This is a genomic window from Agrobacterium vitis, assembly GCF_013337045.2.
Taxonomy (GTDB): Bacteria; Pseudomonadota; Alphaproteobacteria; order Rhizobiales; family Rhizobiaceae; genus Allorhizobium; species Allorhizobium vitis_B.
Map to the genome: position 1 here is coordinate 283738 of NZ_CP118261.1, position 14905 is coordinate 298642.

Consider the following 14905-nt stretch of genomic DNA (forward strand, 5'->3'; position numbering starts at 1 on the left):
GATGTCTTCCTTTATGGTTGCGGATTGACCCAGCCACCGGGAGGAGCGAAATCCTTAAAGGCATCGGCAGGCCCCCAGGTACCGGGCAGATAGACGGCTGGCTGTTCCTTAAGATCAAGCACAGGATCCACCACGCGCCAGGCCAGCTCAGCCGCGTCCTGCCGAGTGAAGAGCTGGCGCCTGCCGTTCAGGGCATCGCCGATCAACCGCTCGTAGGGCATCATGTCGTCGGTCGTATCATCAAGCGCACCGAGTTCAACGCTTTCACCGACCATCCCCTCGCCCGGCGCCTTGCGTCGGGTACCAATGCCGATTGCCACCTGCGGTCCAACACGGAACCGCAGATAATTGGCTTCGGCTGCGGTAACTTCGTCGAAAAGAGCAACGGGCGGGCGGCGAAACCGCACGACAACTTCTGTCGCACGGACCGGCAGGTGCTTGCCGGCTCTGATAAAAAAGGGCACATCCTTCCATCGCCACGTATCCACGAACAGGCGCACAGCGGCAAATGTCTCGACAGGTGAGCCGGGCGCAACACCCGGTTCGTCGTGATAGCCTTGGAACTGTCCCCTTACGAGGTCATGCGTCGAGAGCGGACGAATGGCTCGGAGAACCTGGACCTTTTCGTCACTAAGTTCATCAGAACCGTTGTTGACAGGTGGTTCAATCGTCAGCAGCAGGAGGATATTGATCAGGTGGTTCTGGATGACGTCACGAATGCATCCAACCTCGTCATAGAATTTGCCGCGGCCAGCAATTCCGAAATCCTCAGCCATGGTGATTTGCACGCTTTCCACGTGGGTCCGGTTCCAGACTGGTTCCAGAAAAGCGTTGGCGAAACGGAAATAGATCAGGTTCTGCACCGCTTCCTTGCCCAGGAAATGGTCGATGCGGAACACTGCGTCCTCCTCGAACGCGGAATGCAGGACACCATCCAATGCCTGAGCAGAGGCTAGATCCCGTCCGAAGGGCTTTTCCACCATCAACCGGGCGTTCTCAGCAAGGCCAGCCGCCTTCGATGCCTTGATGACTGTCTCGAAAAGCGAAGGCGGGATGGCCAGATAGTAAAGCGGATGGGTGGCAGGACCAAGCGCCTCACGCAGCCGATCGAAGGTGGCCGGACTTTTGTAGTCGCCACTGACGTAGCGCAGCAATCCCTTCAGCCTGGCAAAAACCGCCTCGTCAACCGTGCCGAACTGTTTGCTGATGCCATCGTGAGCGCGTGCCGCCAGGCGGTCGATATCCCAGTCATCGAGTGCCACCCCGATGACTGGCTCGCTCAACTGGCCTCGCCTCACCATCTGGTAAAGTGACGGGAGTATCATCTTATAGGCGAGATCACCGGTCACGCCGAACACGACGAGGGCGTCGGATCTGCCTTGTATCATGACTTGCTCTCCGGCTTCTCCACATGACCGCCAAAGGCGTGCCGCATGGCGGAAAGCAGCTTGTTGGCAAATTCATCGTTGTCACGTGACGTGAAGCGTCCGAACAAGGCAGAAGACAGGACCGGAGCAGGCACTCCGGTTTCGACCGCCGCCTGCAATGTCCAACGGCCTTCGCCGGAATCCGACACGCGACCACCATACTGTGACAATTGCGGATCCTGCTTCAACGCGGATGCTGTGAGATCAAGCAACCAGGAGCCAATGACACTGCCATGGCGCCAGACTTCCGTCACAGCCACCAGATCAAGGTCAAAACGATAATATTGCGGATCCCGCAATGGCGCGGTTTCGGCATCGGCGTCACGCGCCTCGCTGCCTGCATCAGCAGCCTTCAGGATGTTCAGCCCTTCGGCATAGGCGGCCATGATGCCATATTCTATGCCATTATGGACCATCTTGACGAAGTGACCGGCACCCGGCGGACCGCAGTGCAGATAGCCTTCCGTTCCTGTATCGGCGGTGCCGCCCGTGGCCCCCGTGCCGTCTTTTCCAGGGGCAAGGGCCGCAAAGATAGGGTCAAGATGCTGCGCCGCTTTCTTCTCACCGCCGATCATCAGGCTATAGCCACGATCGATCCCCCAGACCCCGCCACTGGTCCCGACGTCAACGAAGGAGATACCTTGAGAACCAAGCTCAGTTCCGAGATCGACCGCGTCGCGGTAATAGGAGTTTCCGCCATCGATCAGAATATCACCGCTCGTCATTTCGCCAGCCAAGTCGCGGGCTATCTTTCCCGTGATCGCGGCTGGCAGCATCAGCCAGACAGCACGGGGCGTGGCCAATTTGGCGAGAAAATCGGCGTAGCTCGCCGCGCCGACAGCACCTTCGGCCACAAGAGAAGCAACGTTTTGCGGATTGACGTCATAGACGACACATTGATGCCCCGCCTTTATCAACCGCCGCACCATGTTCGCGCCCATACGACCGAGGCCGACCATTCCCAATTGCATGTCTATCTCCGTCAAACGTTAAGCTATGATTTGAACTTTGAAATTGGCATTTTCCCAGAGGTCCGCCTCCTCCCAGAAGAAGGTGAACACCAGCTCCTGGCCGATCACGCCGTCCGCCAGGTCGATATCGACAACATGGGTCCCGAGACCGGTTTCGCGTGTTCTGGTGTCCGCCACCTCGTGCCAGCCCGTGGCGCTCCAGTGCACCAGGGCTGGCGCTTCCAGTTCAAGCCGCAATGTCTTGCCGTGGGGTATGGTGGAAATCTGATTGTTGAAGCGCCAGATGCGCAATGTTGATGGCGTCTGATGTTTTACATAGCGCTCAACTGTTTGCGGCGGCATGTCAAAAACGGCACCATCGTTCAGCGAGCGCAACAGCTTGATGTATTCCGCATGCGCCCAGACCAGTGGCATGGCGCTGCCTGACGGGCGGCCCAGGAACAACTCGCGTTCGGTGAGATCTGGTCCGTCCCAGCTCTGCTCGGGCAGAAGTCCCTCCGTCCCCGCCGAAGCCTCAAGCGTCTCCAGAAGCCGTTCGGCCATATCGCGATTTCCAGCCGCCAGCTCGTAATGTGCGCGCTCACCCGCCAGCAATGGCCACGGACGCCCCTGCCCGATGCCATCAAATGGGCTGCCATCAGGATGTTCGCCATAACCGTCACCCGTATAGCGATACCAGAGCGGACCTTGCGGCAGATCAATCTTCAACTGATGGTCGATGACCTTTATCGTGTCGAGGATCCTCGGATCGTCAGCGGCCCGCAACCCAAACCGAACAAGCGCCAGGGCGTCGGGGCTGATAACGTCACGGGTCGGCAATAGCGACGTGTCGGCTGCCCGGTTGCGGATAATGGTCTGCCCTTGAGTGCCCGTCGCTACGTCAGTGACATCGAGCCCCCCAATACGGACATAATATCCTTTCACGCCGACGACATCGCAAAGGGTGGAATTGCTGGTATAAGTCCAGTTTTCAATCTGCTCATTCCAGCAGTCTGCGGTTTCGCGCAAATGCCGGGCCACATCCGGCTCACCGACAACGTCCAGACTGTCTGCGGCGGCCAGCAATGCGGCAATCTCGACGGCCAGGGTGAACGGGCTATAGCCGCCATCTTCTTCCCAGCGGTCCTGGTTGGTGGCCGGCCCATTAGCGATGATGTAGCCAGCCGCCTTGCGGATCATCGGGAGGAATCGGGTCAGCAGCGTGTCCGGCAGATGACCATTTCGATACAGGAGATCGGCCAGCAGAATAGGAAAAGCGCATTCATCCATCTGCACCCCGAGCCAATAGGGCTTTCCATCCAGCCAGAGATTCTGCGGCCAACGACCGGACGCCAACTGAACCTCGCGTAGATATTCCAGGATTTCGATTGCTTCCTTCCAGTCACCAGCAGCGAGAAAGCCGCCCGCGCTTTCCACGAGATCGCGAGGCCAGACAAGGTGATAACCACCCAGATCATCATCCCCTTTGCTCGCCCCCCAAGGAATGGACAGGCTGGCAACCACGGCTCCTCGCCGGTCAGCCGCGCGATGGGCGGCAAGCACGGCGGTCGAGACGCGGTACATATTGATGGGCTTTGCGGTCTCGCGATCCAGATCGTAGAGACTTTTCTGCCAGCCGCGCCAATTCGCACAATACATGCCGAACGCGGCATCGAATCCATCCCGCAGACTGGCGAGTGCCTGGGCGCCTGCTTCCGTTTCCGACTGGCCGAAGCTGAGGGCCAGAATTGCGGTGTCAGCACTTTCCGTGAACTGGATTTGCCCCGTCAGCGCCGTATTGCCATCGTCGGCACGCTGATATTGGTGATGGAGACGGCCGTTTTGCAGTAATTGGCTATAGCCATCAGACTGTCCGGCAAAGCCGGCAGATCGCTCGCCCCATGGAAGTGATGATCCAAGCGCAAGATAGCGTGATCGGCCGCTTGCAAAGAGAAGTGCAGTATCGTCTTGCTCACCAATCCAGGCGGAATTATCCATCCCCGCGTTGACAAGATGAGGCGCAAGCAGCGCATAGACCTTGTAATCGGAAATGTTACCGACCAAAGGCCTGAACGTGATGCGCTGAAGAACTGTTGCGCGAGCGGGATCGGAAATGATCTGCTTTTCGATCCGGTAGCGGCCATCTCGTGAAATGTTGACGACATCAAACGCCAGTACGCCGCTTTCCACTTGATGGGTCGTTGTAATGCAATCGCGCTTTTCCTCGGAAAAATATCCTTCAGGACCAGTAACAAGTAGCCCAAGATCTCGAATACAGGCGCTGTCTACCCTGGGGTAATAGACTTCATTCAGCACCCCATGGCTCACTGTGAACCATACGGGAGACCGCGCCGAAAGCGCGGTGCCAATTCCGCTCTTGGCGCTCGAAGTCCAACGCGCCTGAATTCCTGGATTGCCGGGGGCAAAATCGACGAGGGTAGTCAACTGCGTTCCCCTTGCTATGTAAGCTCGACTTATCGGCTCTCAAACATGTCGGACATGTGATCCAGAATACATAGGGCCGTTTTGTGATTTGGCAGCGCAAATAGTCGTGATTGTTATCAAATCGCTCTGAACGGCATTCCGATTGCCGCGGCTTACGCGAGTGCGACTTTCTTGGGCGCTATTTTCAGAAGAAGGTGCCGGCCATTTGGGGAGAACCCTCCAGGGCGTGGCCCATGAATTCCAGCGCACCCTTGAGGGTCTCCCGGCGTATGGGGCCGCCGAGGCAAACCCGAACAGCTTCCTCGGCCACGCCATCGACAGTGAAGGCATCACTTGCGACCACGCCAATGCCGGATGCGCGCATGTGCGTGCCGAAGGTTGAGCGCGTCCACCCATTCGTCAAGGGTAGCCAGATATTGAAGCTGATGGGGTCGCTTTGATAGCTGCCCGCCGGTAGCACTTCGGCAACGAGCGCCTGGCGTGCAGCGGCCTCGGTGCGGATGAAGCGCAGAATGCTGTCTGCTGTGCCATCTTCGATCCAGCGGGTGGCAAGAGCGGTAGAGAGCGGCGAGGCCATGACGCTTGCCGTCCGCATGGCGCTGGCAAAGGGCCAGGCTGCCTTGGTGTCGGGAACGACGACATACGCAAGCCGCAGGCCCGCACCGATGCATTTCGCCAATCCGCCAATATGCCAGGTGAGATCCGGCGCCATCGCGGCAAGCGGTGCCGGGCTATGAAGCGGGATGAACCCATAGGCATCATCCTCGACGATCGGAACATGATATTTGCGGGCGACCGCGCAAATTTCCTCCCGTCGCTTTTCGGGTATGGTGAGGGTCATCGGGTTCTGAAGCGTCGGATTGAGATACAGCGCCTTTGGCTTGGCGGTCTCACAGATCTCGGCGAATGCGGCCGGGATAATGCCTTCCGCATCCATCGGAAGGCCCGTCAGATGAAGGCGGAGCTGGGCTGCAATCGAGCGCATGCCGGGATAGGTGATGTTCTCGGAGAGCACCATTTCGCCCGGTTTTGCCAGAAGTCCGAAAATCGCCAGAAGGGCCGGATGGGCGCCGGGTGTGACGAAGATACGTTCCTGGGAGGGAACAAGGCCACGGCGACTGAGCCATGATGCGGCGGCCTCCTTGTCCATGCCGGCTCCGCCGAACCCCTGATAGCGCAGGAGCGGGATCATATTGGTGGCGACGGCGGACAGCCCCTCCTGCATGCGCGCCAGAAGATCTGGATCATCAGGCTCCGGCGGCATGTTCATCGAGAAATCGACCACCGACATGCGCCGGGCATCCAGTGCGGCCTGCGATACGAAGCCGCGCCGTTGCTTTTCAGGACCGCCAGTCACGAAGGTTCCGCGTCCGACATGGGTCGCCACAAGTCCGCGCTTTTGCGCCTCAACATAACCGCGTGCCACAGTCGTAAAATCGATGGCCAGCCGTTTGGCAAGGTCTCTTTGCGGCGGCAACCTGTCGCCCACCAGAAGCCTGCCGCTTTTCAAATCCATCTCGATAACGTCGGCGATCGCCAGGTAACGCGGGCCGTCGCTGCGGGAGAGGTCGGGGGTCCAGGTTTTCATGAAAGCTCATCGATATTGAACATTGACTGTATATTGTTGCTTTCCCTTTCTGTCACTCCAGAAAATAGGTTTTCACCAAAAAGACCCATTCACGCACCGGACAAGGCTAATTGATCGCACATTGACTGCACGCAAAATTGCTGGTTATGCCTATGAGGATGGCACAAAATTGCCCTGATATTGACACGCCGGTTCGTTCACCGCTTATATTGAATGTATTATTGACTGCAAATTTCTCGATTTTGATTTGATAATAGGCAAAACCTCATCTGGCATAGGCTTTGCAATTGAATGGTCGTGGCCCGTCAGGTGGGCCGACCTCGAAACAGGAGCCATTCATGCCCGCAATCACTGCACCGGCCCACGCTGATGGGGACTTCTTCGTTGATTACGAGGAAAAAGTTTTCGAAGATATCCAGGCCAATGAAGGTGAAAAAGCCCTCATCACCTTCCACACCGTTGCTTTTGAAGGCTCTATCGGCCTCGTCAATCTGCTTCAGGCCAAACGCCTTAAGCGCAAGGGCTATGACACGTCCATATTGCTCTATGGTCCCGGCGTCACCCTGGGTATCCAGCGTGGTTTCCCCAAGCTCGGCTCGGAGGCTTTCCCGGGGCATTTGAACTTCAACAACCAGATCAAGGGCTTTCTGGAAGAGGGCGGCAAGGTCTATGCCTGCCGGTTTGCTCTCCAGGCGCTCTACGGCCATGGCGAGCCTGCGTTGATCCCCGGCATCACACCCATCAGCCCGCTGGATGTGCTGGACCTGATGCTCATCCACCGTCGTGCCGGGGCTGTCATTCTGGACACATGGACACTCTGACTGACCTCCGCGCTCCGATCAGCGCGCCCGGAAGGCGGGGACAGCCCCGCCTCCTTCACCCCAATCCAAGGAATTCGTCATGGAGAAAAGCAGGACCGTTCGGGCTGCCGCCGCACAGATCGCGCCGGATCTCACCTCCCGCGACAAAACGCTTGCCCGCGTGCTGGAAACAATCCGCGAGGCGGCTGGCAAAGGCGCGGAGCTCATCGTTTTTCCAGAAACCTTCGTTCCCTGGTATCCCTATTTTTCCTTCGTCCTGCCACCCGTTCTGTCTGGTCGCGAACATCTCCGGCTTTACGACGAGGCTGTCACTATTCCGAGTAACACGACCGAGGCCGTGGCGGCAGCGGCGCGCGAGCACGGCATCGTTGTCGCACTCGGCGTCAACGAACGGGATCATGGCACGCTTTACAATACGCAACTGGTTTTTGACGCGGATGGAGAGTTGGTGCTCAACCGGCGCAAGATCACGCCGACCTTCCATGAGCGGATGATCTGGGGCCAGGGCGACGCCTCCGGCCTTAGGGTGGTCGATAGCAAAATCGGCCGCATCGGCGCGCTGGCCTGCTGGGAGCACTACAATCCCCTCGCCCGTTATGCGCTGATGGCCCAGCATGAGGAAATCCACGTCGCGCAATTCCCCGGCTCCATGGTCGGGCCGATCTTTGCCGACCAGATGGAAGTGACAATCCGCCATCATGCGCTGGAAAGCGGTTGTTTCGTCGTCAACGCCACCGGCTGGCTGACCGACGAGCAGATCCGCACGATCACCCCTGAGGAAGGCCTGCAAAAGGCACTGCGCGGCGGCTGCATGACGGCGATCATTTCGCCGGAAGGCAAGCACCTGGCGCCCCCGATTACCGAGGGCGAAGGCATCCTCATTGCCGACCTGGACATCAGCCTGATCCTGAAACGCAAGCGAATGATGGATTCCGTTGGCCACTATGCGCGACCGGAACTTCTGCATCTCGTCATCGATGACCGCCCGGCAAATCCGATGGTTGCAGCCCATCCTTTCCTCGAAACCGCACCGACAGGGAGCAATACCGATGGATACCAGACCCCAGCTTTCGACGGAAACGCTGATCAACGAATTGCAGTCGTTCGGCGCGAGGCTCGTTGATCCGAAGGCCGGCCACGAAAGCCGCCGTGGTGGTGCAGGCCCTTCCGATCACAAGGCCCTGACCATCGATGGCATGACGGTGATGGTGCCGGTACACACGGCACCCGCATTCGAGAGTCCTTACCTCGTCGAAAAACCGGATGACGCCGGTAACAGCCGCATCAGTCGCGACGGCCATATCATCGGGGAAGTCTCCTTCCCCTTGCGTCCACGCTTTTACGAGCGCTCGACGGCGGACGGCATTCCCTATTCGCAGATTGCCGTGCTTCACGGTCGCGACGTGCTGGCAACAACCGTTCTACAGACCTGTATCCGCTACCAGAGCCGGACGAAAACCTGTCAGTTCTGCGCCATCGGCCAGTCGCTGGCGGCTGGCCGCACTGTTGCCCACAAGACGCCGGAACAGCTTGCTGAAGTCGCCAAGGCCGCCGTGGAACTGGACGGCGTCAAGCATATGGTCATGACAACAGGCACACCGAAAGGCGACGACCGGGGAGCCGCAGTGCTTGCCGAAAGCGCCCGCGCCATCAAGGCTGCCGTCAACATTCCCATTCAAGCACAATGCGAGCCACCGGAAGATGACATCTGGTTTTCCCGGATGAAAGACGCTGGCGTGGATACGCTCGGCATGCATCTCGAAGTCGTCACGCCGGAAATCCGCGCCCGCATCATGCCGGGCAAGGCGCAGGTCGGCATCGAAAAATACATGGCCTCTTTCAAGGCTGCGGTCGAAGTGTTCGGGCGCGGTCAGGTCTCCACCTATATCCTCGCCGGGCTTGGAGACACACGCGAGGCCATCCTCGAAATCTGCGAAAGACTGGTGGCGATAGGCGTCTATCCCTTCGTCGTGCCCTTCGTGCCGATCTCGGGAACGCCGCTGGAAAGCCATCCCGCGCCGAAGCCGGACTTCATGCATTCGATCCTCGGCCCGCTCTCAAAAATGCTCGTAGAGAGTGGCCTGAAGGCCGTCGATATCAAGGCTGGCTGCGGAAAATGCGGCGCCTGTTCTGCCCTTTCCACCTATGAGAGGATGCTGACGCGATGATGATCGAACCTTTCTCACCCTTCCACACCAGCGAATTTCAGGTGAAGTTCGCGACATCAACTTGGGAGCGTCGCGAGGCTCATGCCCTTCGCCGTGATGTCTTCTGCCGCGAACAGCAGATTTTTGAGAGCGACGACCGGGACGAAATCGACGACCACGCCACCCCCATCGTTGCGCTCTCCATGCTGGGTGTGGCCGCCGACAGGCTGGTTGGCACTGTGCGCATTCACGAGGAACAGTCGGGCCTCTGGTGGGGGTCGCGCCTTGCCGTACATGAGGATTTCCGCAGGATCGGCGCGCTGGGCGCAACTCTGATCCGGCTTGCCGTCTCCTCCGCCAATGCGATGGGCTGCCATACGTTTCTGGCCAATGTGCAGGTGCAGAACGGCTTGCTCTTTCGCCGCCTGCACTGGGATGTTGTCGAGGAATTCGAGATTTACGGCAAACCACACCTGCGCATGAAGGCGGATCTAAGCTGGTATCCGCCCTGCGCCACGCCGGAGGCAGGTTTCGTGGCGCTGGCCAAACGGGCGGCATGACGATGGCCGGTTTCGGGAGGGACATCGATCTCGACGCACTGGCTGAAAAGCTGCGCCCAAGCGGCGGGATCGCTGCGAAACACGATATCGGCAGCGTCACCGCGCGGCTCGGCGTGAAAGGCAAGTCTGTTCCGGTGGGGGACGACTGCGCCGCCTTGCCGCAGGGGAATGGCTACCTGCTTTTCGCCATCGAGGGTTTCATGAATGCCTTTGTAGCCGCAGACCCCTGGTTTGCCGGGTGGTGCGGCGTCATGGTCAACATCTCCGACGTCGTCGCCATGGGCGGTAGGCCGACCGCCGTGGTCGATGCTGTCTGGGCCGATGGCGAAGCGGGTGCCGCCCCGGTGCTGGATGGCATGCGAGCGGCGGCAGAGGCCTATGGCGTGCCCATCGTCGGCGGTCACACCAATATCCGTACCGACCGGGGCCAATTGTCCGTCGCAATCCTCGGACGCGCAAAGCACCTGCTCACAAGCTTCGACGCCCGTCCCGGCGACGTCCTCGTCGCCGCCGTGGATCATCGTGGCCGATATCGCCCACCCTTCGACAATTGGGAAGCGGCCACCGACGCACCTGCCGAGCGGTTGCGCGGCGATCTCGAGATCCTGCCGCAGATTGCCGAAGCCGGGCTCGCCCTGGCTGCCAAGGACATCAGCCAAGGCGGCATTGTCGGCACGGCAATCATGCTGGCCGAATGCTCCGGCATCGGCATAGACATCGATGTGGCGGCTATTCCCCTGCCCGACGGCGTCAGCCTTGACCGTTGGTTGGCGACCTTCCCAAGCTTCGGCTATCTGCTGTCCGTGCCGCCCGAAAACATCGATGCCGTGCTGACCCGTTTCGAAGCGCGCGACATCACCGCTGCGGCAATCGGCAGCGTCTCTATCGGCAGCACTGTTGCGATCACCAATGGCAGCAAGCGGATTGTCATTCGTGACCATGCCGCAACGCCCCTGATGCAACTCGGGCCAGCGGAGCATTGCGTATGATCAGCCCGCTGCGCATCGCCATGCTCACGCATTCCACCAATCCACGCGGTGGTGTCGTGCATGCCATGCAGCTTTCCGAAGCGCTAACGGCCCTCGGTCATGCGGTGACCCTGCACGCGCCCGATCCGAAGGGCACCGGCTTCTTCCGCCCGCCCGCCTGTGGCACGGTCTGCTTTCCCGTACCGCCTGCCCCGACGGATATGACAGCCATGGTCGAGCAGCGGATTGCCGATTACACCGGCCACTTCGAACAGGCAGACAATCGTGACTTCGATGTCTTTCATGCCCATGACGGCATTTCGGGAAATGCGCTGGCGACGCTCAAAGACCGTGGTCTGATCCCCGGTTTCGTGCGTACCGTTCATCATATCGATCAGTTTGAAGATCCGCGCCTTATGGCCCTTCAGGACCGTTCGATCAAACGGGCCGATGCCTTCCTTGCCGTCAGCGACGCATGGCAGACCATCTTGCGCGACACCTACGGCGTGGACGCAACCGTGGTCGGCAACGGTGTCGATAACAGGCGCTTTGCCCCTGCCTGGAGCGGCGAGCAGACTGCGCTGCGAGACCGGATCGGTCTTCATTCCGGTCCCGTCTTCCTCAGCATCGGCGGCATCGAAGCGCGCAAGAACACGCTTGGCATTCTCGATGCCTTCCGGCAGTTGCGAGCGGTCAAGCCGGACGCACAACTGGTCATCGCTGGCGGGGTCTCGCTGCTCGATCATCGGGATTATCAGGAGGAGTTCCAGTCCCACTTGCGGGCGCTGCGCGATGATGCCGCCGCCGTACACATTATCGGCGCCGTATCTGACAACGATATGCCGAACCTCTACCGGCTTGCCGATGCGCTGGTGTTCCCGTCGCTGAAGGAAGGGTTCGGTCTTGTCGTGTTGGAGGCGATGGCCAGCAGCGTTCCAACCATCGTACCATCGATTGCGCCCTTCATAGACTATCTCGGCAGCGACGATGCCCTCTGGTGCGATCCCCGCCACTCCGCCTCGATTGCAGAAGCCATGGCCCTGGCGCTGGTGCCTGAGATCCGCGAGCGGATCATTCCGCGTGGCCTGGAGGTTGCCGGCCGTTTTCCCTGGCGGCGCGTCGCCGAGGCACATCTTTCCACCTATGCAACCTTGAAGGAGGCAGCCCATGCCTGAGATGCGCTTTGTCATCACCTGGCCCGATGGCCAGGAAGAGACCTGTTATTCACCGTCGCTAATCATTCGCGAGTTCTTCACCGAGGGTGAAAGTTATCCGGTGGCGGATTTTGTCGAGCGCAGCCGAAAAGCGCTCACCATCGCCAGTGACCGCGTCGAGGCAAAATACGGATTTGCCTGCTCATCCGCAAACGACCAGCTCGCCCGCATCGAAACCGCCGCCCTCCCCTTCCTTGAGCGCGCCGATGCCCGCGTTCGCTGCGAGACCTTTATCCTGTGAAAGGACATATAAGATGACCCGATCCCTGAAGCCGCATTACAGCGCCGTCGTGGTGGGGGGTGGTCAGGCCGGCCTCTCCGCCAGCCATTACCTCACGAAACACGGTATCGACCATGTCGTTTTCGAAAAGAAGACTGTCGCCCACAAGTGGAAGGACGAGCGCTGGGATGCCTTCTGTCTGGTCACTCCAAACTGGCAATGCCAGCTGCCCGACCATCCCTATGACGGTGCCGATCCGCACGGTTTCATGGTGAAGGAGGAGATTGTCGCCTATGTTGATCGCTTCGTCACAAAGGTCGATGCGCCCGTTTTCGAAGGCACGAGCGTGACCGCGCTGGAGAAAACGGGAGAGCTGTTCCGGATCGAATCGACGGCTGGCACCATCACCGCCGACAGCGTCATTCTCGCCACCAGCCTCTACAGCCAGCCCTTCGTGCCGCGTGCCGCAGAACGCATTCCCGATGGCATAGCCCAGATCCATACGGCCGATTATCGCAATCCCGCGCAACTGCCACCAGGCGGCGTCATCGTCGTCGGGTCCGGCCAGTCAGGCTGCCAGATTGCCGAGGATCTGCATCTTGCCGGCCTCAAGGTGCATATGGTCACCGGCAATGCGCCGCGCTGCGCCCGCTTCTACCGGGGCCGCGATGTCGTCGATTGGCTGGCCGATATTGGGCAATATGATATCACCATCGCCCATGACGGCATGGCGAAAAAGAAGCATGATACCAATCATTATCTGACCGGACGGGATGGCGGACGCGATATCGATCTTCGAAAGTTCGCGTTGGAGGGCATGGCCCTTTATGGTCGTATGGCTGGCGTTTCCGCCGGAAAAATGCTGTTCGAGACCAATCTGAAGAGCAATCTCGACAGCGCCGACCGGGTGTATAACGGCATCAATGCCCTCATTGATCGCCATATCGCGGAAAAGGGCATTCACGCACCGGCAGGCGGACCTTATGTTGCGCTCTGGGAACCGCAGAGTGAAACGACCGAGCTGGACTTTGAGGCCGAAGGTGTCACGTCAGTCATCTGGGCGACGGGCTTTACTCCTGATTGGTCCTATGTCGGATTGCCTATCTTCGATGGCACCGGCTATCCGATCCAGCGCCGTGGCGTCACCGGCATCGAGGGTGTTTACGTCCTCGGCCTGCCCTGGCTCTGGACCTGGGGGTCGGGCCGGTTCCTCGCAGTCGGCAAGGATGCCGAATATGTGGTGGACCATCTGTTGACACTGCTGGAGCAAGCCCGGTGCCCGCAAAAGCAAGCGGCGAACGGATAAGCGATGAACCTCGCATTGCGCACGTCATGCTCATTAAATACACTCTCGAGCCGCGATCTGATGGACCGCGCGCTCGAGCCTCATCTGCTGATTGGCATGCCGCACCTGACGCCACATGGCCTGTCGGAAACCTGGTTGATGAAGGAGCTGGGCCACCGCCATTGGCTGATGCTGGCGCGCGACCTCGGCATGGACAATGCCGATTTCCGAACCGCCGATGGAGAGGAGGTCTATGCGGCGATCTGCGCTACGTCACTAACAGAGGCTCGCTTCGAGCTCGTGCGGGCGAATGATATATTGACCATCCAATCCCTGATTTCGGCAGTATCCAGGACCCAGACGTCGACGACCCATCTCCTGTCTATCGCGGGCCGGAGCGTCGGAAGAATAGAATTAGTTTCCGCCTTCGTTCACAGGGAAATCCAGGGGAGCAATCGCTCCATCGCACGGGTGACAGCGCCCAGGACGCAAACGAGACCGTACGAAGTCAGTCTTCTGGCGCAACATGCGGCGCATATCCGCAATGGGCGGCTTCAGACCTATTGGGGGCTTCCTTTAGATGCTGCCGAAGCGCTGCGCACCTTCAGATTTGCCCCCAGCACGGCGCAGGAGTTCAACGGAGCAGGACTTTTCTATTTCGCGGAGTTCCAGGCTGTGACAAATCGCGCCCTTGAAGCCTGCAGACCGTGTCAAAAGTCCCGGCCTGGCTGACTTCTGCCAAGCGCAAGCTTTGACACCAATTCGGCGACTGATTGCCCCACATCCTGCGCCGCAGTATCGACAACGAGTGGGCTTTGCCCCCAATCGTCATAGTGTCGGGCCATAATTTCTTCCCAGGTTGGCTTTATCAACCCCTGAACATCTGTTGCCCGCGTTTCCGCCCTTCGGCGATGTTCATTTTTGTCGGAACAGATAACCTCTATTTCAACTGATGGCACTGCCGAGCGCGTGGCAACCGATAGCCAGGCATCTCGCGTGACCTTCAAGCAATTCACAGAATCCGCAATGACCGTATTGCCGAGCGCCAGATTGTCTTCCGCGATCCCATAGGCGACCATATATCCCGCTGGGCCGACGTCCGCTTTCAAGACGGCAGAAGCTCGTATATTTTGTTCGACCGTATCGACGCGGACATAGCTCGCCCCGAGCTCCTTCGCCAAAGCACGCGCGATCGTCGTTTTTCCGGTGCCCGGCAAGCCGCCAAAAATAATAAGCATGAATACTGACCTTCCGTGTGCTCATGGGCGCTGGGAACCCGA

Annotated in this window: 13 protein-coding genes and 1 pseudogene; 9 read left to right on the forward strand and 5 right to left on the reverse strand. The window is 59.3% G+C overall.

The genetic code is table 11. The features are described 5' to 3' along the window. Positions 1-11 precede the first annotated feature (11 nt). The 4 genes from zwf to G6L01_RS24285 form a co-directional block, all read right to left on the reverse strand. Positions 12-1388, reverse strand: a complete 1377-nt coding sequence (gene zwf, locus G6L01_RS24270; protein ID WP_070165931.1) for a glucose-6-phosphate dehydrogenase — start codon at positions 1386-1388, stop codon at positions 12-14. Beyond that, positions 1385-2398, reverse strand: a complete 1014-nt coding sequence (gnd, locus tag G6L01_RS24275; RefSeq protein WP_070165933.1) for a phosphogluconate dehydrogenase (NAD(+)-dependent, decarboxylating) — start codon at positions 2396-2398, stop codon at positions 1385-1387. The genes zwf and gnd overlap by 4 nt, the downstream gene beginning before the upstream one ends. Before the next feature lie 18 nt (positions 2399-2416). Next, positions 2417-4822: a glucan 1,4-alpha-glucosidase gene (locus G6L01_RS24280; protein WP_071207311.1), complete on the reverse strand. Its 2406-nt coding sequence runs from the start codon at positions 4820-4822 to the stop codon at positions 2417-2419. Between the two features lie 184 nt (positions 4823-5006). Continuing rightward, complete coding sequence (locus G6L01_RS24285; RefSeq protein ID WP_070165938.1) at positions 5007-6410, reverse strand: aminotransferase-like domain-containing protein; 1404 nt, start codon at positions 6408-6410, stop codon at positions 5007-5009. A gap of 338 nt (positions 6411-6748) precedes the next feature. Here G6L01_RS24285 and G6L01_RS24290 point away from each other — a divergent pair, with 338 nt between their 5' ends. The 9 genes and pseudogenes from G6L01_RS24290 to G6L01_RS24330 form a co-directional block, all read left to right on the forward strand. Further along, positions 6749-7231 (forward strand): MSMEG_0572/Sll0783 family nitrogen starvation response protein, encoded by a 483-nt coding sequence (locus G6L01_RS24290; RefSeq protein ID WP_015918620.1) that lies wholly within the window; start codon positions 6749-6751, stop codon positions 7229-7231. A gap of 79 nt (positions 7232-7310) precedes the next feature. Further along, positions 7311-8354, forward strand: a complete 1044-nt coding sequence (locus G6L01_RS24295; protein WP_070165940.1) for a Nit6803 family nitrilase — start codon at positions 7311-7313, stop codon at positions 8352-8354. Then, positions 8281-9399, forward strand: coding sequence for an MSMEG_0568 family radical SAM protein (locus tag G6L01_RS24300; protein ID WP_070165942.1), 1119 nt, complete (start codon positions 8281-8283; stop codon positions 9397-9399). The genes G6L01_RS24295 and G6L01_RS24300 overlap by 74 nt, the downstream gene beginning before the upstream one ends. Then, a complete protein-coding gene (locus G6L01_RS24305) occupies positions 9396-9938 on the forward strand; it encodes an MSMEG_0567/Sll0786 family nitrogen starvation N-acetyltransferase (protein WP_070148333.1) in 543 nt (180 codons plus the stop codon). Before G6L01_RS24300 ends, G6L01_RS24305 begins: the two co-directional genes overlap by 4 nt. A gap of 2 nt (positions 9939-9940) precedes the next feature. After that, positions 9941-10927, forward strand: coding sequence for a sll0787 family AIR synthase-like protein (locus G6L01_RS24310; protein WP_071206647.1), 987 nt, complete (start codon positions 9941-9943; stop codon positions 10925-10927). Next, positions 10924-12081 carry an MSMEG_0565 family glycosyltransferase gene (locus G6L01_RS24315; RefSeq protein WP_070165945.1) on the forward strand — a complete coding sequence of 386 codons (1158 nt, stop codon included), beginning with the start codon at positions 10924-10926 and terminating at the stop codon, positions 12079-12081. Before G6L01_RS24310 ends, G6L01_RS24315 begins: the two co-directional genes overlap by 4 nt. Continuing rightward, positions 12074-12361, forward strand: a complete 288-nt coding sequence (locus G6L01_RS24320) for an MSMEG_0570 family nitrogen starvation response protein (RefSeq protein WP_041699865.1) — start codon at positions 12074-12076, stop codon at positions 12359-12361. Before G6L01_RS24315 ends, G6L01_RS24320 begins: the two co-directional genes overlap by 8 nt. A gap of 13 nt (positions 12362-12374) precedes the next feature. Then, a complete protein-coding gene (locus G6L01_RS24325) occupies positions 12375-13646 on the forward strand; it encodes an MSMEG_0569 family flavin-dependent oxidoreductase (protein ID WP_070165948.1) in 1272 nt (423 codons plus the stop codon). Positions 13647-13649: 3 nt separating this feature from the next. Next, a pseudogene (locus G6L01_RS24330) lies at positions 13650-14333 on the forward strand (Pnap_2097 family protein); the annotation flags it as partial. A gap of 2 nt (positions 14334-14335) precedes the next feature. Here the strand turns inward: G6L01_RS24330 and G6L01_RS24335 are convergent. After that, positions 14336-14863, reverse strand: a complete 528-nt coding sequence (locus G6L01_RS24335; protein WP_070165950.1) for a P-loop nucleotide/nucleoside kinase family protein — start codon at positions 14861-14863, stop codon at positions 14336-14338. Positions 14864-14905 lie beyond the last annotated feature (42 nt).

Coding starts and splice junctions, on each gene's coding strand:
- zwf (WP_070165931.1), bottom strand. CDS start 1,388: ATGATACAAGGCAGATCCGACGCCCTCGTCGTGTTCGGCGTGACCGGT.
- G6L01_RS24335 (WP_070165950.1), bottom strand. CDS start 14,863: ATGCTTATTATTTTTGGCGGCTTGCCGGGCACCGGAAAAACGACGATC.
- G6L01_RS24295 (WP_070165940.1), top strand. CDS start 7,311: ATGGAGAAAAGCAGGACCGTTCGGGCTGCCGCCGCACAGATCGCGCCG.
- G6L01_RS24310 (WP_071206647.1), top strand. CDS start 9,941: ATGGCCGGTTTCGGGAGGGACATCGATCTCGACGCACTGGCTGAAAAG.
- gnd (WP_070165933.1), bottom strand. CDS start 2,398: ATGCAATTGGGAATGGTCGGCCTCGGTCGTATGGGCGCGAACATGGTG.
- G6L01_RS24300 (WP_070165942.1), top strand. CDS start 8,281: ATGGATACCAGACCCCAGCTTTCGACGGAAACGCTGATCAACGAATTG.
- G6L01_RS24320 (WP_041699865.1), top strand. CDS start 12,074: ATGCCTGAGATGCGCTTTGTCATCACCTGGCCCGATGGCCAGGAAGAG.
- G6L01_RS24285 (WP_070165938.1), bottom strand. CDS start 6,410: ATGAAAACCTGGACCCCCGACCTCTCCCGCAGCGACGGCCCGCGTTAC.
- G6L01_RS24325 (WP_070165948.1), top strand. CDS start 12,375: ATGACCCGATCCCTGAAGCCGCATTACAGCGCCGTCGTGGTGGGGGGT.
- G6L01_RS24315 (WP_070165945.1), top strand. CDS start 10,924: ATGATCAGCCCGCTGCGCATCGCCATGCTCACGCATTCCACCAATCCA.
- G6L01_RS24290 (WP_015918620.1), top strand. CDS start 6,749: ATGCCCGCAATCACTGCACCGGCCCACGCTGATGGGGACTTCTTCGTT.
- G6L01_RS24305 (WP_070148333.1), top strand. CDS start 9,396: ATGATGATCGAACCTTTCTCACCCTTCCACACCAGCGAATTTCAGGTG.